Raw genomic sequence first — 20,771 nt, 5'->3', positions numbered from 1 at the left:
ACACCCACATCAGGATGTTCAGCAAAGATCACCCTAACGAGCCGAGATCAGTAACGCTGCACGTCGTCCATGCCGAGGACTACGAGCCCTACCGCGCTGCCATGCTGAGCACTCTGCGGGCGTCACGAATTTACGACCGCCGGTTCACCGCAACAGGGCTGACCCCCAACGACGCCGACGCGCTGCTCCCAGAGCTCGCGGGGTTCCTGGAGCGGCCCCGCACCGGCGCCCAGATAGAGGACGAGGTCACAGGGAGGCACGGCGACCACGCACACCGCATGTGGTGGGCGCTACGTACGTTCGCGCCGTTGCATCATGCGCCGACCGGCGGCCCGTGGTCGTTCACACAGCCGAACTCCTACCGCGCCTCGTCGGCGGCCCCTGCGGCCACGCCGCAGGAAGCCGACGCTGGGGTCCAGCGCCTGCTGCTCGCCTACCTGCGCGCGTTCGGACCCGCGTCTGCCCAGGACTTCGCCCGGTTCACCCTGCTGACACGCACCGCGATAACCAAAGCGCTGCATGAGCTCGGCGACCAGGTGGTACGGGTTCCGGGCCCCGGCGTCGCCGCCCTGTTCGACCTGGCCGACGCTACCGTGCCCGCTGATGACACCTCGGCGCCGCCGAGGTTGCTGCCGATGTGGGACAGCACGCTGCTGGCTCACGCCGTCCCCGGGAGACTCATGCCCCCGGAGTACCGCCCCCTGGTCGTCCGGCGTAACGGCGATGTGCTGCCCTGTCTGCTCGTCGACGGGCAGGTCGTTGGAGTATGGCGCGCAGCCGACGGCGGGCTGGAACTGACCGCCTTCCGCAGGCTCGGCAAGGTTGCGTGGCAAGGTCTGACCGAGGAGGCGGAAAAGCTGTCGGTGCTGCTCACCGACCGCGATCCAGCCGTCTACCGGCGCTACGGACACTGGTGGGACAAGGGATTTCCCGACGTCGAGCGGACGATCGTCAAGGGCTAACCGCGCCCGGCGAGCACGGCTTAGTCGGTGGCTTTGAGAGCCGCGAGGTACCCGGCCCAGCTGTCCTGGGCGAGCGCCGCCCACTGAGTCGCGGTGTTCCTGTGAACGCCGAAGAGATCGCTCACGATGATCGGCGGTAGTTCCCCAGCCATGCCGAACAGGGCCGTGTTGCGGGCGGCGATGGTGGGCAGGCCGTGCTTCATGAGTTGTCCCGACAGCGCCTCTGGGCTGCGAGGGCGACTGGCGGGCTGGCCGGGTAGAAGGAGTTCGGGATGCTCGCCGGTGGTAAGCGGTCGTTGAAGCCGTGGTTCGGGACATGCATGGGGCTTGCTTTGCCCGACTGCCAGACGACGTGGTGCGTCACGTCCGCTGTTGTCGAGTTGGGCGTCGCCGCTTCTCTCCGCCTCCTCGTCGTCAGCGGTTCGTGACGACGTGAGTTCCCGCCGAGACCGCCCCGCGCTCGGGTGCGGCGGTCATGGTCACAGCCAGCCGCGGCGAGCCGCGAGGAGGCCGGCCTGGAAGCGTGTGGGGGCACCCAACTGGGCCATCACACGCTGAATGCGCCTTTGCGTGGTGCGCTCGCTCCAGCCCTGGACCCGGGCGATGGCGGCGTCGGTGAGCCCGGCGGCGAGCAGCGTGAGCAGGTGGCGGGTCTCCACGTCGGGTCCGTCGGCCGCAGGCTCCTCCGCGGTACCGGCGTGCGGCGCCCGGCCCGTCACGGACACCGGAACGGCTCGCTCCCACTCCGCCTCGAAGAGTGACTCCAGGGCCACCAGCATCGGCGAGCAGTGCACCAGGTAGGCGGCGGACTGTCCGCCCGGCGCGAGACTGAAGTGGATAACAGCGTCCCGGCTATCGCAGATGACGAGCTTGAGCGGCAACTCGGCTCGGACCCGGGCCTGTTCGCCGGCCCGGACGCTGGGCAGGATGTCGTCGCTCAGGCGGCCCGGCAAGGCCACAGCCGCACGGTCGTAGACCACCCGGTGCGCCACGCCCGCGCGCTGCCGCTGGATCTGTCCCTCGAAGTTGCTGCCCGGGCGGTCGACATACGGGGGCCGGTCGAAGACCCGTACTTCGCGGCGGGCCTCGGCGGTCAGCCGCCGTACCGCAGCGATGACGTCGGTGCGGTCGGTGAGCAGTTCGACCGGCATGTCGGGGTGGCTGATCCGGGATGCCTCGCGGTGGGCGTCCATCAACTGGTGCACCAGCAACCGGGCCTCGCCCAGTTGCTCTTCCCGTCGGCGGATGAGGGCGGTGACCGCGACATCGGGTGCCACCGCGGTGAACCGGGGCGGCCGTCCGGTCGCTCGCGTCGCCAGGCCGTTGTTGACCAGCGCGGCCAAGAGCCGTGCCACGGCCGGCGTGGACAAGCCGCAGGCGTCCGCCAGTTCGCGGGCCGTGACCCGTGGCAGGCCGACCAGCGCGGCGTACGCGCGTTCCGTCTCGTCCGTCAGACCCAGCACGTTGAATGCCATGCGTTCTCACCGTTTCCATGACGGCTTCCGCCAGCTGGCGGGAGACGGCCATCTCTGTCGCCTTGTCGGCTCGTGTCGAGATCGACATCTTCCCTTCCGGCCAGGAGGTGTCCTGCGGCGGGCCCTCCGCGGCGGCGCCCGGCGGGCCGCCGCCCTCGCCGCCAGTGCCTCAACGGCCCCGGCGGGAGCCGCTTCCCCTCCTCCGCCCCCTTGCCGCGGGCCGGTGTCCCTCGCCGAGCGCCGGGCAGCCGAAGCGCACATCCCGTGGGCGTTCATCACCGTCATGTCCCGCCGCCCGGTCAGCCGGCTCAACCGCCGTGAAAACGGCAACAGCTTCTGACAGCCGCCCGCGGCGGAGCCGAACACCCGTTGGGCCGGGGCATCCATGGCATCCGACGGCCGTCTCATTCGGTTCATGCGGCGACCGCCTGGCCGTATTCGGCCGCGGGTGGCCGCGTCCGGCGCCGAGGTGGGAAGCGTTCGCGGCCGGCCGCCGCTGCCGGGCCACGCGGCGCGTGTGACCGCCACCGCGAGGGGACCGCCGTACGGGAGCCTGCGCCACACGGTGAGGCAGGCGGCCGATTCCGCGTCACGGGCCCTCCCCGCCTCCGCCCGCAACTCTCGGGCTACTCACCGCGGCAGGCAGCAGGCGTGTCACGGCAACACTCCGCTTCGCCGGTCTCACCCAGCACGTTGAACGCCACGCAATCAAGGCGTTCCGGTGGCGACTTCTTGCCAGTTGGCAGAAGTCCGCCGCCCTCGTGATCTTGTGCCGGCTTCGCCAGGTTGACAGATTCCCCCAAGCGCGGGCGCTGTCCGGGGGGTGGCGCCTTCCCTGTTCTTCCCCCTGCAGTTCTTTTGCGAGAAGTGGAGTGCCCATGAAACGGCGGAGAAGAGCGATCGCTCGCGGTGTCGCCACCATAGCCAGCGCGGCCGTACTGCTCGGCACACCCGCGCAGTACGCGGCGGCCGCCGGAGCCCAGACCCCAGCGACCGATTCCGGCACGAAAGGTACGTCTGCGGGGGCTGCGCTCCCCTCCATATCCGGATCCTCAGCGCTCGGTCCGTGGCGCTCGTTCCTGAAGCCCACGCCCGCGCAGTCGGCGAAGAACAGCCCTCACCAGGTCCTCGTGGTACTCGGCTCGGCCACCCACGTGACGGGCAAGTCACTGGGCAAGCAGCGCAATCTGCAGGCCCGTACCCCGCTGACCACAGACACCGCGGTCAACACCGCGCTCCAGCGGGCCCACGCGGTCTCCATGCGGCCCCTGCTGCCGGGTCTCGCGGCCGCCCAGGCCCAGCAGTTGCACTCAGCCGCCCAGCTGAAGCTGGGCTCCGGGGCGATCGACCTGTCCAAGGTCCAGGTCGTCCAGCTGGCCGGCGGCGACGCCTCAACGGCTGCCCGGGCGCTGGCCGCCGCGCCCGGTGTCGTCTACGCCGAGCCTGACCAGACCGTCTCCCCCATGAACACCGGCTCCGTGCCGCTGCCCTCCTCGGTGAGCGCCATGGCAGGGAAGGCCGACTCGTCGGCGAAAGGGCACAACACCGCAGCGACCGGCTCCGACGGTGTGCCCGGCAACGCGGCTCTCGGCACCTCGCTGCAGAGCTTCCTCAACGCGGGCGGCGTGAACGCGACGGGCGCCTACAGCCTGTTGAAGCAGAAGTTCGACCAATTGCCCGGCACGGGCGAGACCATCACCAACGTCTCGGTCGGCGACCTCGTCGACGCGGGGCAACCCGACGTCCCGGCCACCGGGGCGACGACCGTCGTCCAGAACGGCCAGCGGTACCTGGACATCCCCACGATGCCCTTGATCCCCACCTACACCGCGGATGCGACCGGCGCACTCGACCCGACCGGGTCGACCCAAGGGGAGGACCCCTATCTGGGTGAGGTCCTGCTGGACTTCTCCGTGATGGCGCCGCTTCCGCACGAACTGCAGCGTCCGGGCACCCAGGGCAGCGGATCCTCCGACCTGCTGGGCATCGCCCCGGGTGCCGACTACCGGCTCGTCGTCCCGCAGCAGCCGACGTTCAGCCAGATCGCGGTGGCGCTGCTGGCCGCGGCCCGGCAGCAGCCGCGACCCGACGTGATCACCGCCAGCCTCGGTTACGGCACCGACGCTGCGGGGCTCCCCGGCCGCTACCTGGAGGACGACCCGGTCCAGCAGGCCGTGATCGCGTCGATCGTGCAGCAGTACGGCATCACCGTGGTGGTCTCGTCGAACGACGGGACCAGGCTGTACACCAACGCGGCCGTCGGGCCCGACGGCGGCAGCACCGCGACCGACGTGACCCGCAAGGCCGCCGACGCCACCCGGATCGACGACGACCAGCTGTCGACCACGCCCAGCAAGGTGCTGGACTCCGGTGCGATCGCCGCGGGCGGTACAACGACCGACGACACGCTGTCCGTTCCGCCGCAGAACGGCGGAGCCGCGTCGGCCAACGGGACCTGGGCGACCACCAGGCTCAACGGTTCCGGGGTCTTCTCCTCGGGATTCGGCACGCGCGTGGACGTCTCGGCGCCCAGTGACGGCATCCCCGCCTTCGAGCACCAGGGCCAGAGCGCGCAGTCGGTGGCGGAGGTCCTCAACGGAGGCACTTCGGCGTCCGCGCCCGAGATCGCGGCCGCTGCCGCGGTCGTGCTGCAGGCCTCCCGGCTGACCGGGCAGCACCCGTCGCCCGATGACGTCCGTTCGCTGCTGGAGCGCACCGGCCGGGCCGTGCCCACTCCGCCGCAGATCGACCAGCCGCTGCACGTGGGACCGCAGCTCGACGTCACAGCCGCTGTGCAGGCGGTCCTGGCGAAGGCGCACGGCAGCCACGCCGACACGGGCACGCCCCGCATCGTCCGGCTCTCCGTGGCGCATCGCCAGACCACGGGCGGACTCGGGAGCTCGTACGTGGAGGCCACCGACCCCGGACGCATCGACCTGGCCGGACCCGGCGACACCGGGGAGGGCCTGGTGGGACCGGTGACCATCGGCGCCGATGTGACCGGCCTGCCCGACCGGCACGGCGTCAGCTACGCACTGCGCATCGGGCATCACCAGTTCACCTCCGATGTGCCGGCGATCCGGCTGACCCCCACGCAGATGCTGACCGCGGCCGGACTGCCGGTCGTCTCCACGACGGACCGTCAGGTCTCGCTCACCTTCGAGGTGCGCCACGGCCACCACGTGCTGGCCTCGGCCGCCCACGAGCTGACCTTCGGCCCGACCGACGGCGGCTACGTCGAAGCGCTCGCCCCGGTGGTCCAGCCCGTCGTCAGCACGGGACACTCCGTTCAGGTCAGCTACGACCTCACCGGAGTGCGGAACGTCAGCTCGCCGAAGTTGGTCGTGTCGGGAGTCGGCCACTGGAACCCCGCGTTGGCACCCATCTTCTCCGCCTCCTACACCGCCCCGCTGACCGGACTTCACGGCACGGTCACCGTCCCGGCCAGCGCCTTCTCCGCCGGCGGCGGCATCTACGGGATAGGCATCATCGAGAACCCCACAGGCAACCGCAAGGGTGGCCCGCTGTACGGCGAGTTCGCCTCGATCCGGGTCAACGGCGGTGACCCCTCGCAACGCCCGGCGGCGCCGACCCTGGCCGCGAAGGCATCCGGAGAGTTCGGTCACCTGCTGGAGATCAACCGAGCCGCACCGAAGTTCTCGGTGCACTACGACGTATCGGGGGTCAAGGGCGCAACCGGCACGCTGCTGGAGTTCTCCGCGCCCGGGCCGAACTTGTACAACTCGTACAACCTGGTCAGCAACCAGAACGGCACCACCCGCGACCACAACGGAGTGGACAGCCCGGCCACGCTCGACCGCCCGCTGAAGGGCACGCGGGGCACGGCGGCACTCGACGCCCTCGCGCTCAAGCTGTCCTCATCGATCGCCTACGACCTGCGGGTGTTCGCCGTCGACGAGCACGGCAAGATAGTCGGGCAGGCTTCGCCGACGTCGCTGCTGGGATACGACGACGGACTGGCCCCCGACGGCACCAACCTGACCAACTTCGCGATCGTCCCCGGCGGCACGTCCGTCGCGGCGGTCGAGAGCCCCACCGGTGAAGGCTCGGTGTACGACTACAACGCCGCCACCGGAATCTATGGGCGCAAGTTGACGAGCGACCCCGCGTACGGCTCCATCTACGAGGTGTTCGGCGTCGACTCCGCCCACCACACGCTGGTCCTGCACAAGCAGACCACCACCGGCGAGCAGTGGCTCGAGACCTACGACACGAGCACCGGCAACGAGGTCGGCAGCCCCGTCCGGGTCGACGACCAGTACGTCGTGACGGGCGGGCGGGTGGACGCCAAGCGCCACCGTGCAGCGGTGCTCGCCTCCCGTTCGGACGACAAGGCGGGCTTCGTACTCCCCGTGGACACGGCGACCGGCGCTCAGGGGATGCCGCTCCAGCTCGAGCCCGCCCCGGACCACTTTTCCACGTACGGCCTGCTGGACGTGGACGAGTCGACCGGCGTCTTCTCCGCGCAGAAGACCGGAAGCACCATCAACTGCCTGGCCTCGGCCGGGTCCGGCACCGTGGCCGCGATCAACCTGGACAGCGCAACGGTCACCCACAGCGACGCAGGAATCCCTTGCGCCGGGAACCTCGCCTCCGACCAGAAAGGCAACCTCTACGAAACGTGGTACCACTCATCCAGCGTCAACTTCGCCGGCACCGGGTACTACGCGCAGTTGCCCAGCGGGGACCCGGTGAATCTCGGAACGAACCAGGCGGCTGAAGCGCTCGCCATCGACGGCGTGCACCAACTGGGGCTGTTCGCCTTCCGGTACCCGGATCTGAAGCCGACGGGCGGCTTTCAGCAGTACGGCTTCGGCGACAACAACGCCACCGGCCGCATCGCCGTCGTCGACCTGAAGACGGGCAAGACGGTGAGCACCGTGACCGGCGTCGAGTACCTCCCTGCCGGTGCCTACAACGGCCGACTCCCCAGCCATCACGAGCGCGCCATCCAGCTCGACCCGACAACACGGACCGGCTGGACGTACGCGGCCGACGGCAGCCAGATCCAGCAGTTCTCCTACTGACCCGATCCGCTGCTCGACCACCCGGGTCCGCGGGCGCCACGGCGCCCGCGGACCCGCGGCGTTGCGGAGGACCCGCGGCGTTGCGGAGGACCCGCGGCGTTACGGAGAACCCGCGGCGCAAGCCCATGGTCGAGCTGAGCTGGTCGGGTCTGCGCGTGCCGACCATCGCTGTGGAGTTGGGCCGGTGATCCCGCGGACCGGAGAAGACCTGGGCCTACGGCGGTCTGCGACCAGGCGACGGCCAGACAGTCACGACGACCGCCATCCTCCCGCAACAGCGTCAACAGAGTTGTAGGCGTCTGCGTCTGGTGACTGCCCGCAGACCGAACCGTGCGAACCGGTGGCGGGTCCACACCCAGGTCTGGACTTGCCGCCGGGGACGACCAGTTGACGTTCGCCGCTGCCCAAGAGGTGACGACCGCCGCCGGCCGGCGATACACCGCGATGACGGGCCGGCGCCCCCACGTCCAGAGCGGGATGGACCAGATGTCGGCTCAGCGCCGGCCCCAGCAGCATCCGTCCCGAGCTTGCCTCGGGAGTCGGCGCCGACCTCGTCATCGACCGAGGCAGGTCTTCCTCCGCCCGCTGCGTCACCCGGCTGTGCCCGGATACCGCCAAGTCAATTGAGGTGGTGCCCGGTTGGGCGGAGAAGCAGCCGCAGCCGCCCACCGACCCGCCGTCCGCGTACGCCGCGTTCGGTGACCATTCTCCCGTTCGGCCGTTAGCTGATCATGGCCATCCGAGCGACCAGCCGTCCTGCCGGGGCCAGGGTCTGCGCTGCCGTCGCCCTGGCTCGCCCTGCCGTACCGACCTGCGCGGGATCCGACGCCACCGGCGCCGCCGTGGGACTCCGCTCCGCCTCCGATGTCCTCGGCGACGACATCAAGATCGGGGTGCGGCGGTGTGTGCCCTCGAGTCCTGGGCGGGGCCGGACGCGCTGAGCGGCGTTGGGCCTGTTGGACGCTAATGGGAGGAGAGATCTAGTGACGGACATCTTTGCCAAGCGGCTGTCGCCGGTCATGCAGACGATGACGGGTTTCGGGCCGAGGCCGCTGTACCAGGCTGTGGAGGCCAGGGACGGGGAGGCCCTGGTCGAAGGCAGGCGTGTGGTCATGACGGCTTGCAACGACTACCTGGGGTTGTCGGGTGACCCCCGGGTCGCCGTGGCGGCGGCCGCGGCGGTGAAGCGGTACGGCACGTCGTGCTCAGGAAGTCGGCTGATCGGCGGGACGCTGCCGCTGCATGAGGAGCTGGAGCGCCGAGTGGCTGCGTTCCTCGGCCGTGAGGCGGCGATCGTGACCACCACGGGCTGTCAGGCGAATCTGGCCCTTACGCCGTTGTTCGGCAGGGGAGACGTCGTCTTCAGCGACATGGCCAACCATGCCTCTCTGGTCGATGCCGTCCGGGCCGGCTGGGCCGACAGCCGCCGGTACCGGCACTGCGACATGAGGCACCTGGAGCGCCAACTCGCCGGAGCCGGCGCCGATGCCGCCAAGGTGATCATCACGGACGGCCTGTTCTCCGTGGAGGGCGACCTGTGCCGGCTGCCTGAGATCGCCGACCTTGCGCGGCGCCATGGTTCCCGGCTGGTGGTCGACGGCGCTCATGACATCGGGCTGATGGGTGCCGGGGGGCGTGGGGTCGCCGAGCACTTCGGCCTGATGGACGCCGTGGACCTCTACACCGGAACCTTCTCCAAGTGCTTCGGCTCCATCGGCGGCTTCGTCGCCGGCCCTGCCGAGGTCATCCACTTCCTCCGCTACACCTCACGGTCGGTGATCTTCACCGCGTCGATGCCGCCGGCCTCCGTCGCCGCCGCACTCGCCGCGCTGGAGATCACCGTGGCGGAGCCCGAGCGTCGCACACGCGCGTTCGAGGTGGCGCGGCAGGTGAAGAGCGGCTTGGGGGCGCTCGGTTTCGACACCGGTGCATCGGCGACTCCGATCGTGCCCGTCCATATCGGTCCGACCGAGCTGTGTGGCCGGATGTGGCAGGAGGTTCTCGACGAGGGGGTGTTCACCAGCGTGGTCGTCACCCCCGCGGTGCCGGAGAGCCAGGCCCTGATCCGGCTGTCGTTGCAGGCCGTCCACACCGACGACCACATCAACCGGATCCTCGACGCGTTCGCCGCGGCCGGCCGTCGCCTGGGCCTCATCCCCGCCGCCCCGCCTGCCGTGCCCTCTCAGCTCGCCGGCGCCGTCAAGACCCCCGCAGGTGCCCGATGACCGTCACCGTCACCCTTGTCGAAGGCCGCGCCGACACCACCGCCTTCATCCGCCTGCCCTACGCCATCTACCGCGAGGACCCGCTGTGGGTCGCCCCGCTCGAACGCGAGCAGCGCGCCCTTCTCGACCCGGCCCGCAGCCCTTTCCACCAGGTGGGCACCGTACGGCTCTTCCTCGCCCGGCGGGACGGCGTAGTCGTCGGCCGCATCGCCGCGATCACCGACCCCCGTTTCAACGAGCGGCACGATGCCCGGTGCGGTCAGTTCGGCCTCTTCGAGTGCGTCGACGACATCGAAGCCGCAGCCGCTCTCTTCAACGCGGCAGCCGGCCGGCTTCGCGAGCGGGGCCTGGACCGGATGCTCGGGCCGCTCAGCTTCTCCACCAACCACGAATGCGGGCTGCTCGTGGACGGCTTCGACCGTCCGCCCACCATGATGATGCCGCACAACCCCGCCTACTACATGCGGCTGTTCACCCATTGCGGATTCACCAAGGCCAAGGACCTGCTGTCCTGGCGCGTCCCCATGCCCTGCGACGGAGAGCCCCCCGCCATCGTCAAACGCGCCGCCGAACGTGCCCTCAACGCCCCTGAAGTCCAGGTCCGCTCCCTGAATCCCCGGCGCTTCGACGCGGACATGGCCGCTGTCCGGGACATCTACAACGATGCCTGGGCCGAGAACTTCGCCTCCGTCCCCATGACCGACCAGGAATTCGACCACACCATCCGGCAGATGAAGCCCATGCTGCGCCCCGAGCTGGTCCAGATCGCCGAGGTGCACGGAGAGCCCGCAGCCTTCGCCCTCGTCCTCCCCGACGCCAACCAGGCCCTTCGTGCCGCCCGCGGCCGCCTCACCGCCTACGGCCTGCCCGTCGGGCTCCTCCGCATCCACCGGGCCACCCGCCGCATCGACCGTATCCGGGCCATTGCCACCGGGGTCAAGAAGGAACACCGAGTCCGCGGACTGGCCGCCGCCCTGCTCACACAGGCCCAGCGCGCCGCGTTCCGCCTCGGCTACACCGAGACCGAACTCTCCTGGATCCTGGAGGACAACCGCGACGCCAACCGCTCCGCCAAAGCCCTGGGCGGCATCCACTTCCGCACCCACCGCCTTTACGAGCGCACCGCTGCATGAGGTATCTCGTCACCGGTGCCACCGGCTTCATCGGAGCGCACCTCGTCCGCAGGCTCGCCGAAGAAGGGCATCACGTCACCGCCCTCGTACGGGGCGAACGAAACGTCCGTGGCGCGCAGACCATCCGCGGCGACCTCGCCACCGGCGCCGGTCTGTCGGCAGCCGTCGACGGCGCCGACCGCGTCATCCACCTCGCCGGACTCACGCGCGCACGTACCCCACAGGGCTACGCCGAGGTCAACACCGAGGGAACCCGCCGCCTCTGCCATGCTCTCGCCGGCCTCCCGCAGCCGCCACGCCTGGTCTACTGCTCCTCCCTCGCCGCCGCCGGCCCAGGACGGCTACGCCACGAGGACGACCTCCCTAGCCCGGTGTCGCAGTACGGCCGCAGCAAGCTCGGCGGCGAACATGCCCTGCACGAGGCCGCCGACCGGGTACCGGGCATCGTCGTCCGCCCACCCATCGTCTACGGGCCCGGCGACCGCGAGTTCCTGCCCCGCCTGGTCACAGCCGTCCGCACCGGCCTGCTGCCCGCCGTCGGCCGTCCAGGACCACGCCACTACTCCCTCATCCACGTCGACGACCTGTGCCGCGCCCTGATCCTGGCCGCCGACCGCGGCACCCCCGGGGCGACCTACCACCTCAGCGACGGCACCGAACACCTCTGGCAGGACATCGCCGCCGCCGCTGCTACCGCCCTCGGCCGACGACCACCCCGCCTCGTCCACATCCCCGCCTCGGTGGCCATGGCCGCGGCCCGCACCCTGGGCCGAACCACCGCACTCAACCCCGACAAGGTCAGCGAACTCCTCCACCCCGCCTGGACCTGCGCCACCGGCCGACTGCCCTTCACGCCCCACATCACGCTGCGCCGAGGCCTGACGGCAGCCCTACGGCCGCAGCCCGACATGCCGTAAGGAACGCGCGATGCGACGACGTCTCTCCCCCTACGAACGCTTCGTGTGGGCCGCCGGCGAAGCACTTCCCTTCAACATCGCCGCCATCGCCCGCGTCCACGGCCGCGCCGACCCCGACCGGATCCGCGAATCCCTCGCCGCCGCACGACAGCGCCACCCACTCCTCGGGGTGCGCGTCACCGACTCCGGACGGTGGCGTGCGTGGCTGACCACCGACGGTGTCCCCGACCCACAGCTGCGCGTCGTCAAGGCAACCGCCCCCGACAGCTGGTCTCGCGTGGTCGAGGAGGAACTCCAACGCACCTTCGACACCGCCGTCGGCCCCCTCACCCGCTTCGTCGTGGTGGACGCCGGAGAATCTTTCGACCTCATCAGCGTCTACCACCACCTCGTCGGCGACGCGCACTCAGCAGGCACCGTCATCCACGACGTTCTTCGCGGCCCCGCCGACGTCCCGTCCGCGCCGGCCTTCGCACCACCCGCCGACACCCTCCTGACCCACGCCCGGCCAGAACTCTCCGACCTTCGCAAACTCGCCCGCTCCGTCAGCGGCCCCACCCGCCGACCACACCGCAGCGGCCGCCTCACCTTCACCACCTGGTCCCTGGACTCCGACGAGACCACCACCCTCCTGGCCCGCTGCCGAACCGAACGCACCACCCTGCAGGCGGCCCTCTGCACCGCCTTCGCGCGCTCCCTGCCCCACTCCGCACGCATCGCCGTAGCCGCAGACCTGCGCCGCATCCTCACCCCCGCCGCCCGCACGGCCGTCGGTCTCTACGCCACCAGCTTCATCGAGACCGTCAACGGCGCGGACCCCCGCGACTTCTGGGCCCTGGCCCGCGACGTCAGAACCGACATCCACCAGCGCCTGGTCCCCGAGGAACTCAGCCCGCTCGTACGCGCCTACCGCCTCCTGCCCTTCATCCCGAGCCAAACGATCGGATCCCTGCTGCACCGCAGCGAAACCCAAGGGGCCCGCTTCGACGTGTCGATCAGCAACGCCCGCCTGCTCATCCCCACCGACTACGGTCCCCTACGCCTGGCCGCCCTGTACGGCGCAGCCCACACCAGCCTCTCCGGCGCACCCCTGGTCTTCGTCGCCGGCTTCGACGGCAGGCTGTTTCTCAGCGTCACCTCCACCGGCGCCACCAGTTCCAAAGACCTGTGCGAACGATCCATGTCCCACCTCACCGTTGCATGCGGCTGACCGCCCACAACGGTCTTCGGTCCGCTCCGTCCCCGACCACTGGCACCGCGGTGACAGCAGGAGAGGGACGAGGGCCCGAACAGCGCGATGACGTGATGCCAGTGGCGACTGCTCGACACTTCTCATCGGTGCGCAGCGTTCGGGACGCATCGACCGACGTACGACGAAACTCGATGACCGGCTGACTGTGGTGGGCATACACGGTCGTCGAGTCGCTCGGCGGCTGGGACAGGAGTTGTTACACCGCCGGGTGAAACGATCTTGTTTTCGGACCTCGAACGGTTGACATGGACATGGACACGGACGTGATCCTCGCCGCGACCGGTGGAGGGCGTCACCGCCCGGGGGCGGGAGGTGCTCACCCTGGTCGGCCGCGGCCTGTCCAACGCGGAGACCGCCTCGCATCCGCACATCGGCATGGCCACGGCGAAGGCCCATGTGAGCAGGTTGCTGACGAAGCTGGCCGCCCGGGACAGGGTGCAACTGGTCATCATGGCGTACGAGCTGAGGCCGGTGACCGCGCCGCGGGGATAGGGACGTCGCCCCGGACGACCACGGGCTACCGGCCCACAACCAAGAAGCGCAGCGTGCCCACTTCTGAACACAGGCGTCCCGCCACGTCACGCCAGACTCCGCGATCTCGCCGATGCCCTTGCCGCCGGTCGGGCCGGCGTGTTCGTCGACCTCGTCCATGAGGTCAGGATCTACAGCTGGAGGCTAGGCCGCTGGGCGCGCCTGGAGCAGGCAGCGTTCGAGCCGCTGCAGAAAGCCGTCGAAAGCCTCGTCTTCAGGCCAGGTCTGGTACGCCGTGTTGATGGCCGCCAGTGCAATGTTCAGCTGCAAGGCCACGGTCAACGGGTCGGACTGGGCGGTACGGGAAAACACCCACTCCCTGAGGTCGGCGAAGAACTGCTCGCCGAAGCTCTGGGCGGTCTGAGCGAAGGCCGGCGACTCCGCTTTGAGGCGGCGTTGCAGCGGCATGCGGTCGCGCAGGCTTGTGCACCAACCTGTCAGGATCGCAGTCAGCGCATCCCACAAGGGCTCGTCCGCCGGGCGTTCGCGCATCGCCTCCTGCCAGTCCCGCCGCTCCTCGGGGTCCGGGTCGAGGACCGCGGCCTCCTTGCTGGCGAAGTAGTTGAAGAAAGTGGCGCGCGACACATTCGCCGCGGCGGCGATCTGCTCGACCGTCGTCGCGTCGTAGCCCTGTTCCGCGAGCAGCCCCAGCGCGGCGCTCCGCACGGCGCGCCAGGTCGCGAGCTTCTTGCGTTCCCGCAGGTTCATGGTTGTTCATTGCCTCCCTTCAGATCATCCTACGTCCCGGCACCCTCGATTTCTGGACGAGTGTTTTTTTGGACGCGTCTAAGTTTGGGGTTACGGTGGTGGCAGACCCGAAGGGAGAAATCATGAGCAAGGTCTGGTTCATCACCGGCACGTCCCGCGGCATCGGCCGCGCGTTCGCCGAGTCCGCCCTGGAGCGCGGCGACAAGGTCGCCGCGACCGTCCGAGACATCGCCACCCTGGACGATCTGGTCGTCAAGTACGGCGATGCGATCCTGCCGCTGCTGCTCGATGTCACCGACAAGGCCGCCGTCGACAGCGCCGTCACGGCCGCGCACGCGAAGTTCGGTCACCTCGACGTCGTGGTCAACAACGCCGGCTACGGTCTGTTCGGCACGATCGAGGAGACCACCCAGGAACAGGCGCGCGCGCAGATGGAGACGAACTTCTTCGGCGCGCTGTGGGTGACGCAGGCCGTCCTGCCGATCCTGCGCGCTCAGGGCAGCGGCCACATCATCCAGATCTCGTCGGTCGGCGGCGTCGCCGCGTTCCCGACCATCGGCGTGTACAACGCGTCCAAGTGGGCGCTCGAGGCGCTGAGCGAGTCCCTCTCGCACGAGCTCACCATCGCCGGCACCGGCATTAAGACCACCATCGTGGAGCCGGGCGGCTTCACCACCGACTGGGCCGGTTCGTCCGCGAAGCACGCCGAGCGGATCCCCGCGTACGACACGGTCCGTGAGGCCATCTCGGCCCAGATGGGTGACGCCAGCTACGCCGACCCGAGCGACGCGGGCGCTGCCCTGCTGCAGATCGTCGATGCGGAGAACCCGCCGCTGCGGGTGTTCTTCGGCACGGACGGCTTGGAGATCGCCAAGAACCTCTACGCCGACCGCCTGAAAACCTGGGACGACTGGGCGCACGTCTCCCAGCGGGCACAGGGCGTTCAGCAGTAACCCCCTGGTTCCGGGAGCGAGTTTCGGGGAGCCGATGGCAGTACGGGCGGAAGGTCGTCGATCGGCCAGGACGCGAGCACGTCCACCCGCCCATCACCAAGGAGCGGGACACCAGCTCGGTCTCGCCGCGGTACTTGTCTGAGGACGAGCGGTGCTTTCCAGGCACACGGCTCAGGCAAGTCCCGCGGGCTCGGGGGCAGGCAGGCCGACCGGTCCCTGACCAGCGATGCTTCGCAGTTCGCAATCAGCAGTCGGAGCGTCCCGGAGGACCGGGCGGCCACTCCGCCAGAGCCATCGACGTTCCTCCACGAGGCGGAGAAGATCCTCACCGTCGCCGACGAGTTCGACGAGTTCGACGGGAGACCAGCCCACGTCGTCGCCTGGTTCTGTGCATCACCTAGGGAGTTGCCCCGATGCCCGCACCGAGGTCACTCGCCTACCGTCATGAGTAGTGCTGAACTTCCGGTCAGCCGATCCAATCCGCATCGAACTCGTATGCCGTGGAGGCCCGATGAAGGCGATCGCCCAGGACCGGTACGGCTCACCTGACGTCTTGGAACTCAGGGAGGTCGACAAGCCGGTCGTCGCCGACGATACGGTACTGGTTCGAGTCCACGCTGCCGCGGTCAACGCCCGCGACTGGCACCTCATGCGGGGCGACCCGTACCTGGCGCGTCTGGTCCTCGGGTTGAGCGGCCCAAAGACGAAGATCCGGGGCACGGACTTCGCGGGTCGGGTGGAAGCGGTGGGCAGGAACGTGAAGCGGTTCCGTCCCGGTGACGAGGTATTCGGCGAAGTCGACGGGGCATTTGCCGAGTACGTGTGCGCCCAGGACAACACGGTGGAACCGAAACCAGCCGGCCTGTCGTTCGAGCAGGCGGCCGCGGTGCCGCTGGCGGGGAACACCGCACTGATGGGCCTGCGCGACCTGGGACGGGTACAGCCGGGACAGCGGGTACTGATCAATGGTGCGTCAGGTGGTGTGGGCACCTTCGCCGTGCAGATAGCCAAGGCGTTCGGCGCGGAAGTGACCGGCGTGTGCAGTACGAGAAACATGGAACTGACCCGGTCGATGGGCGCGGATCACCTCATCGACTACACCCAGGAAGACTTCACCCGGAACGGACGACGGTACGACGTCGTGTTCGACCTGGTGGGGAACCATTCGTTGACCGAGTGCCGACGCGCGCTGACACCCACGGGGAGGCTCGTTCTCTCCGGTGGGGGCGTATCCGAAGGCGGGAGTCTTATCGGGCCGATGGGTCTCATCCTCAAGGGGCAGGTGATGTCACGCTTTGTCCACCATCAGCTGCTCGTCCTCACGGCGACGCCGAGCAAGGACAACTTGGCAGCGCTGAGAGAACTCGCCGAGTCCGGGAAACTCACCCCAGTCATCGACCGGACCTACCCGTTGAGTGAAGTACCCGAGGCCATTCGGTACCTCGAAGTGGAGCACGCGCGCTCGAAGGTCGTCATCACCATGTGACGGACCGACCGCTGAGGCCCAGCACGTAGCGCTGTCGTCCGATCGCGAGCACTGTCCGGGCAGACCCGGGCGATCATGAGCGGATGGGCTACCGGTTGAGGGTGACCGAGTTGTAGGGCGTCAGGTTGAAGCTCCCGATTTCCTGCATCTCGAGCGCCACGTGGCAGCCGACGCCGTCGTAGCCGGTGCACAGGCTCATACTGGCGCCGCCGTACTGGTTGTTGAAGACGTAGTGGTCGCCATACTGGTTGCTCAGGTTGTGGGCGCCGTAGCTCCAGTACACGTGGGTCGGGTGGGGGTCGAGGTACGGGTTGCGGTCCTGGCCCCAGATGCAGACGGCCCCGTACGGGCAACCATTCCAGTCGCCTTCAGCGGGCTTCGCCTGCGCCGCGCCGCCCATCGCCACGACGGCGGTCGCCGCGGTCGCCAACGCGGCGACGCCACGCAAGATTTTGCGCATGTCATTCCCCCTGTGTCTGAACCGGTCGGTGGAAAGGACATAACCATCCGCTGCGTGCCGTCGTTCTGACCATCGTTTCGACGGTGCCCGAAAGGGGTTTGGGCCGGCAGTACCGCAGGAGGAAGGTCGCGAAGTCGCAGGCCCTGCAACGCACCGTCCTCCGGCCGACGGGTGAGCAACTGCGCAGGCCTACCGGCTGGAGGCGATACCGCGGGCGGCCCGCCCTGACGTCTGCTCGGTGTCGGGCAGCTGGGCCCGGAAGAATTCGGTCAGCTTCTCGACCGCGGGCCCGACGTACGGCTCCTTGTCGTAGAGGTCGACGTGGCTGGCGCCGTCGATCCAGTGGAGCTCCTTCGGGGCGCGGGCCTTCTGGAACGCTTCCACGCTCATCCAGGAGGTCACCGCCTCGCGCCCGACGATCATGAGGAGCGGGCGCGGCGCGATCAGGTGGACGAAGCGGAAGGCGTCGAAGAAGGCCATGCGATCGACGCTGGACCAGGTGAAGGACTTCGCCGAGCGCGGGTGCTGAGCGCGGTCCGAGCAGTAGTACTCACAGCCCTCCACGGCGTGCCGGCCCCCCAGCGCGCGGGCCTGCTCGACCGTGTCGGGGAAGAGCGGGAAGGCCGGGACTCCCTCACCGCGGGCCTCGGCAGTGCGTGCGGCCGCGGCCGCGGCGAGCATGCCCTGGAAGACGGCCGGGTCCTGGGCGCCGTCGGCGCCGTCACGGAACTGGCGGGCGATGTCCACGGCGCTGACGGTGCCGACGGCCTTGATCCGGTGGTCGGACGCCGTCGCGCTGAGGACGTAGCCGCCGGAGGCGCAGATGCCCAGCGCCCCGATACGGTCAGCGTCGACATCGTCACGGGTAGTGAGGAACGAGACTGCGGCCTTGATGTCCTCGACCCGGTGGGCCGGGTCCTCCAGGCCGCGCGGCTCGCCCTCGCTCTCGCCCTGGTAGGCGGCGTCGAACGCGAGCGCGACGAAGCCTTGCTCGGCCAGGCGAAGCGCGTACAGGCCGGCGGCCTGCTCCTTCACACCGCTGCCGGGGTGGCTGACGACGATCGCCGGGCGCGGGCCGACGGCCCCGTCGTCCGGCGTGTACAGGTGGGCGGCGAGCTTCAGGCCGGCACTGGGAAACGTGACGTCGGTCCTCACAGAGGTGCTCCAGTCGCAGCGGGACGGGCTCGCGGTGGGCGGGCTCCGGTGGCCTCCTGCCGGCGGCCACACCTCCACGGTGGCGTCGGCGCGTTGGGGGGACCAGGGACGGTGCTGCCTATGCACGCCAGTACCAGGCACGCGGCTGTCCGCCTGCGCACACTTAGGTCATGGACCTCCAGGACAATGCTTCCGGCGGCAACGAGCTGGGCAATTTCCTGCGCTCCCGCCGCGCCGCCCTCGATCCGCACCAGGTCGGCCTTCCCGACGACGGCCGTCCACGCCGAGTACCGGGCCTGCGCCGTGAGGAGCTCGCCCAGCTCGGACACGTGAGCATCGACTACATCGTCCGCCTGGAGCAGGGGCGCACCCGCCGGGTCTCGCGCCCGGTCCTCGACGCGCTCGCCGACGCGCTGCAACTCGCTCCGGACGAACGCGCCTACCTCTTCACCGTCGCCGACGTCACCCCCAGCGCTCCCACGCCGAGACCGGGCGGGCAGCAGGTCGACCCGCACCTGCAGCAGCTGCTCTCGACCATGCACGACATCCCCGCCATGGTTCTCAACCGGCGCATGGACGTCCTGGCCTGGAACCGGGGCGCGGCCGCCCTGCTCGCCGACTTCGGCGCGCTCGCCCCGGCCGAACGCAACCTGATCCGGCTGACCTTCCTCGACGACGCCTACCGCGCGCTGTACGCGGACTGGCCGCGAGCCGCGCGCGAGTGCGTGGCTGTTCTGCGCATGGAAGCCGGCCGCCACCCCAAGGACCAGGCCCTCGCCACGCTGATCGGCGAGCTGAGCCTGCGCGATCCGGACTTCCGCACCTGGTGGGCCGGCCACCGGGTCCGCGGGCCGCGCCGGCTCGCCAAGACCTACCTCCACCCCGTCGCGGGCAGCATCACCCTGGACGTTCAGCAGTTCTCCGTCGACACGCAACCTGACCAGCAACTGGTCGCGTACACCGCCCCGCCCGACTCTCCCTCCCAGGAAGCGCTGCGTTTCCTCCTCCAGTGGGCGGCCCGTCCCGACCGGGCGAACGACAGTCCAGCGACGCAAGACAATCACCGCAGGAAGTGATCAGGCGGTGCGCCCCCGGGCAGCGCCATCGCCGCGAGCTCATCCCCGTCGCCATCGGCCCTGCGTCAAGAGGGTGGAACACGTCACGGAGCATCGTGGCCTGTACGCGGAAGGCGTCAGCTCAACCGAGACGGGGACCAGATCCTTGGAGATTGGAGACAGGACACGGGGAGAGGCCGCGAGAGGCAGCAGGTGTCCCGTCTCAGATGATCTGATCTGCGAGCAGGGCTGTGACCTGGGGCGACCGGATCAGTTGAGACGCTGGGTGACTGAAAGTCTCAGCGGATCCCGCCCAGACAGTCTGGATGTCCGGTGTCGTCTCAGTCCATCTGGTCCAGCCAACCCGATCGACACAGGCCGGCAGGGCTCGTAGCCCCTCCCCCGCTCACGGTCTTCGCCGGCACCCGCGACCGGATCTCCCCCACAGCCGCCTCCTTGCGGGACGGGCCGACGTGTCCGGCCTCGCCGTCGGCCCACGAAGCCGACGGCCAGCCGCACGTCCATCCGCCACTACCGACCACCGAGGGACATGCCGCCCGCCCCGATCCCGGGCCGCAGTACCTTCCTCGCCGGTCCTCACGCCGCCGCGTCGTACGCGGTCCGCAACCGGACGCCGCCACCGGTCCGGGGTCGCGGGGCGCGCTCCGCGAACACAGCCAGACGCAGCACGAGAAAGCGACCGATCCCGACGAGCGCGGTGGCCGACAGGTACACCGCCTGCTGCAGAACAAGTCCGGCGCCGGGACGGAGCACGGTCAGCGAGCCGACCGCGGCGGACGTGACCAGCCAGCCGAGGGCCATGGTGGCCGCGCTCTTCAGGTGGCCGGCCAGACCGGGCCGTCCGTGACCGAACGAGACGCGGGCGTGCAGCTCGGTGGCGACCACGGTGGAGGCGACGGTGGTCAGCGCGTTCGCCGCCATCCACGGGATCCACTGCGAAAGCAGGACCTGGGCCGCCGAGGCAGCCAGGGTGACCCCGCTGCCCAGTCCGGCGAAGCGCCCGAAGGCCGCCGCGTGCCGACGGATCAGTCGCAGGCCGCTCACGGTGATCCCCTCCCGGTCTGCTGCCCCTGGCGGGGTCGTCGTCGTCATGCAGCAGAGCGTGGCCGACCCCCCATTCAGCGCGGTTTCAGAGCGTTCTCAGGGGTGCCGACGGTGGTGAAACCGGTGCGGCGATACACCGCCGCCGCCCGCCCCGACCGTGATCAGCTGCTCAACGGACTGGAGTTGCGGAGCGCCCCGAGTCAGCCGTGCCGACCGGCTGAACCACCGTCACCGTCGAGGCCGCCCCGCTCAACCACCATGATCTGTGGACCCTGGAGGGAGTCGGTATCCGCGAGGAACAGCAGGCCCCGCTGCCCCGGGCCAACGAACGTTGTGCGTGTGCCAA

15 protein-coding genes and 2 pseudogenes are annotated in these 20,771 nt (G+C 69.7%); 11 read left to right on the top strand and 6 right to left on the bottom strand.

From position 1 onward, the window contains the following. The first annotated feature begins 14 nt into the window (after positions 1 to 14). Positions 15 to 962, top strand: coding sequence for a winged helix DNA-binding domain-containing protein (locus AQJ27_RS47770; RefSeq protein WP_235613954.1), 948 nt, complete (start codon positions 15 to 17; stop codon positions 960 to 962). 20 nt (positions 963 to 982) lie between these two features. On the opposite strand, the gene AQJ27_RS47765 is transcribed toward AQJ27_RS47770, so the two are convergent. Further along, positions 983 to 1,165 (bottom strand): hypothetical protein, encoded by a 183-nt coding sequence (locus AQJ27_RS47765; RefSeq protein ID WP_067384475.1) that lies wholly within the window; start codon positions 1,163 to 1,165, stop codon positions 983 to 985. 276 nt (positions 1,166 to 1,441) lie between these two features. Then, positions 1,442 to 2,437: a TrmB family transcriptional regulator gene (locus tag AQJ27_RS47760; protein WP_067384472.1), complete on the bottom strand. Its 996-nt coding sequence runs from the start codon at positions 2,435 to 2,437 to the stop codon at positions 1,442 to 1,444. An 878-nt stretch (positions 2,438 to 3,315) separates the two neighbouring features. On the opposite strand from AQJ27_RS47760, the gene AQJ27_RS47755 reads away from it, so the two are divergent. The 6 genes and pseudogenes from AQJ27_RS47755 to AQJ27_RS47730 all read left to right on the top strand — a co-directional run. Then, entirely contained in the window at positions 3,316 to 7,485 is a 4,170-nt protein-coding gene (locus AQJ27_RS47755) for a S8 family serine peptidase (protein ID WP_096240542.1), read from the top strand. A 983-nt stretch (positions 7,486 to 8,468) separates the two neighbouring features. Then, complete coding sequence (locus tag AQJ27_RS47750; protein WP_067384466.1) at positions 8,469 to 9,710, top strand: aminotransferase class I/II-fold pyridoxal phosphate-dependent enzyme; 1,242 nt, start codon at positions 8,469 to 8,471, stop codon at positions 9,708 to 9,710. After that, positions 9,707 to 10,843, top strand: a complete 1,137-nt coding sequence (locus AQJ27_RS47745; protein ID WP_067384463.1) for a GNAT family N-acetyltransferase — start codon at positions 9,707 to 9,709, stop codon at positions 10,841 to 10,843. The genes AQJ27_RS47750 and AQJ27_RS47745 overlap by 4 nt, the downstream gene beginning before the upstream one ends. Continuing rightward, complete coding sequence (locus AQJ27_RS47740; protein ID WP_067384460.1) at positions 10,840 to 11,760, top strand: NAD-dependent epimerase/dehydratase family protein; 921 nt, start codon at positions 10,840 to 10,842, stop codon at positions 11,758 to 11,760. Before AQJ27_RS47745 ends, AQJ27_RS47740 begins: the two co-directional genes overlap by 4 nt. Before the next feature lie 10 nt (positions 11,761 to 11,770). Next, positions 11,771 to 12,970 carry a condensation domain-containing protein gene (locus tag AQJ27_RS47735; RefSeq protein ID WP_067384457.1) on the top strand — a complete coding sequence of 400 codons (1,200 nt, stop codon included), beginning with the start codon at positions 11,771 to 11,773 and terminating at the stop codon, positions 12,968 to 12,970. A 318-nt stretch (positions 12,971 to 13,288) separates the two neighbouring features. After that, positions 13,289 to 13,504, top strand: a pseudogene (locus AQJ27_RS47730) (response regulator transcription factor); the annotation flags it as partial. Between the two features lie 183 nt (positions 13,505 to 13,687). On the opposite strand, the gene AQJ27_RS47725 reads toward AQJ27_RS47730, so the two are convergent. Next, the gene (locus AQJ27_RS47725; protein WP_067384450.1) at positions 13,688 to 14,251 is read right to left on the bottom strand and encodes a TetR/AcrR family transcriptional regulator; all 564 of its coding nucleotides are present in this window, start codon (positions 14,249 to 14,251) and stop codon (positions 13,688 to 13,690) included. A 122-nt stretch (positions 14,252 to 14,373) separates the two neighbouring features. Between AQJ27_RS47725 and AQJ27_RS47720 the strand changes: the two genes are divergently transcribed. Continuing rightward, positions 14,374 to 15,204, top strand: coding sequence for an SDR family oxidoreductase (locus AQJ27_RS47720; RefSeq protein ID WP_067384447.1), 831 nt, complete (start codon positions 14,374 to 14,376; stop codon positions 15,202 to 15,204). A gap of 511 nt (positions 15,205 to 15,715) precedes the next feature. After that, positions 15,716 to 16,690, top strand: coding sequence for an NAD(P)-dependent alcohol dehydrogenase (locus tag AQJ27_RS47715; protein WP_067384444.1), 975 nt, complete (start codon positions 15,716 to 15,718; stop codon positions 16,688 to 16,690). 88 nt (positions 16,691 to 16,778) lie between these two features. Here AQJ27_RS47715 and AQJ27_RS47710 read toward each other — a convergent pair whose 3' ends face one another. After that, positions 16,779 to 17,150 carry a hypothetical protein gene (locus AQJ27_RS47710; protein WP_067384440.1) on the bottom strand — a complete coding sequence of 124 codons (372 nt, stop codon included), beginning with the start codon at positions 17,148 to 17,150 and terminating at the stop codon, positions 16,779 to 16,781. Between the two features lie 189 nt (positions 17,151 to 17,339). Then, entirely contained in the window at positions 17,340 to 18,305 is a 966-nt protein-coding gene (locus AQJ27_RS47705; RefSeq protein WP_067384437.1) for an alpha/beta hydrolase, read from the bottom strand. A 170-nt stretch (positions 18,306 to 18,475) separates the two neighbouring features. Here AQJ27_RS47705 and AQJ27_RS47700 point away from each other — a divergent pair, with 170 nt between their 5' ends. After that, positions 18,476 to 19,381, top strand: coding sequence for a helix-turn-helix transcriptional regulator (locus tag AQJ27_RS47700; protein ID WP_067384435.1), 906 nt, complete (start codon positions 18,476 to 18,478; stop codon positions 19,379 to 19,381). 576 nt (positions 19,382 to 19,957) lie between these two features. On the opposite strand, the gene AQJ27_RS47695 is transcribed toward AQJ27_RS47700, so the two are convergent. Further along, the gene (locus AQJ27_RS47695; RefSeq protein WP_079065853.1) at positions 19,958 to 20,425 is read right to left on the bottom strand and encodes a GtrA domain-containing protein; all 468 of its coding nucleotides are present in this window, start codon (positions 20,423 to 20,425) and stop codon (positions 19,958 to 19,960) included. A gap of 123 nt (positions 20,426 to 20,548) precedes the next feature. Between AQJ27_RS47695 and AQJ27_RS60635 the strand changes: the two are divergent. Then, positions 20,549 to 20,771 (top strand): annotated as a pseudogene (locus tag AQJ27_RS60635) (hypothetical protein); the annotation flags it as partial.

Origin of the sequence: Streptomyces olivochromogenes, assembly GCF_001514115.1 — a bacterium.
Taxonomy (GTDB): domain Bacteria; phylum Actinomycetota; class Actinomycetes; order Streptomycetales; family Streptomycetaceae; genus Streptomyces; species Streptomyces olivochromogenes.
The sequence above is the reverse complement of the archived record's forward strand: the minus strand, read 5'-3'. Positions and strand labels throughout refer to the sequence as shown.

Excerpts from the sequence above, each read along its gene's own strand:
- AQJ27_RS47735 (WP_067384457.1), top strand. The coding sequence starts at position 11,771 with ATGCGACGACGTCTCTCCCCCTACGAACGCTTCGTGTGGGCCGCCGGC.
- AQJ27_RS47720 (WP_067384447.1), top strand. The coding sequence starts at position 14,374 with ATGAGCAAGGTCTGGTTCATCACCGGCACGTCCCGCGGCATCGGCCGC.
- AQJ27_RS47740 (WP_067384460.1), top strand. The coding sequence starts at position 10,840 with ATGAGGTATCTCGTCACCGGTGCCACCGGCTTCATCGGAGCGCACCTC.
- AQJ27_RS47745 (WP_067384463.1), top strand. The coding sequence starts at position 9,707 with ATGACCGTCACCGTCACCCTTGTCGAAGGCCGCGCCGACACCACCGCC.
- AQJ27_RS47725 (WP_067384450.1), bottom strand. The coding sequence starts at position 14,251 with ATGAACCTGCGGGAACGCAAGAAGCTCGCGACCTGGCGCGCCGTGCGG.
- AQJ27_RS47755 (WP_096240542.1), top strand. The coding sequence starts at position 3,316 with ATGAAACGGCGGAGAAGAGCGATCGCTCGCGGTGTCGCCACCATAGCC.
- AQJ27_RS47765 (WP_067384475.1), bottom strand. The coding sequence starts at position 1,165 with ATGAAGCACGGCCTGCCCACCATCGCCGCCCGCAACACGGCCCTGTTC.
- AQJ27_RS47760 (WP_067384472.1), bottom strand. The coding sequence starts at position 2,437 with ATGGCATTCAACGTGCTGGGTCTGACGGACGAGACGGAACGCGCGTAC.
- AQJ27_RS47770 (WP_235613954.1), top strand. The coding sequence starts at position 15 with ATGTTCAGCAAAGATCACCCTAACGAGCCGAGATCAGTAACGCTGCAC.
- AQJ27_RS47710 (WP_067384440.1), bottom strand. The coding sequence starts at position 17,150 with ATGCGCAAAATCTTGCGTGGCGTCGCCGCGTTGGCGACCGCGGCGACC.
- AQJ27_RS47700 (WP_067384435.1), top strand. The coding sequence starts at position 18,476 with ATGGACCTCCAGGACAATGCTTCCGGCGGCAACGAGCTGGGCAATTTC.
- AQJ27_RS47715 (WP_067384444.1), top strand. The coding sequence starts at position 15,716 with ATGAAGGCGATCGCCCAGGACCGGTACGGCTCACCTGACGTCTTGGAA.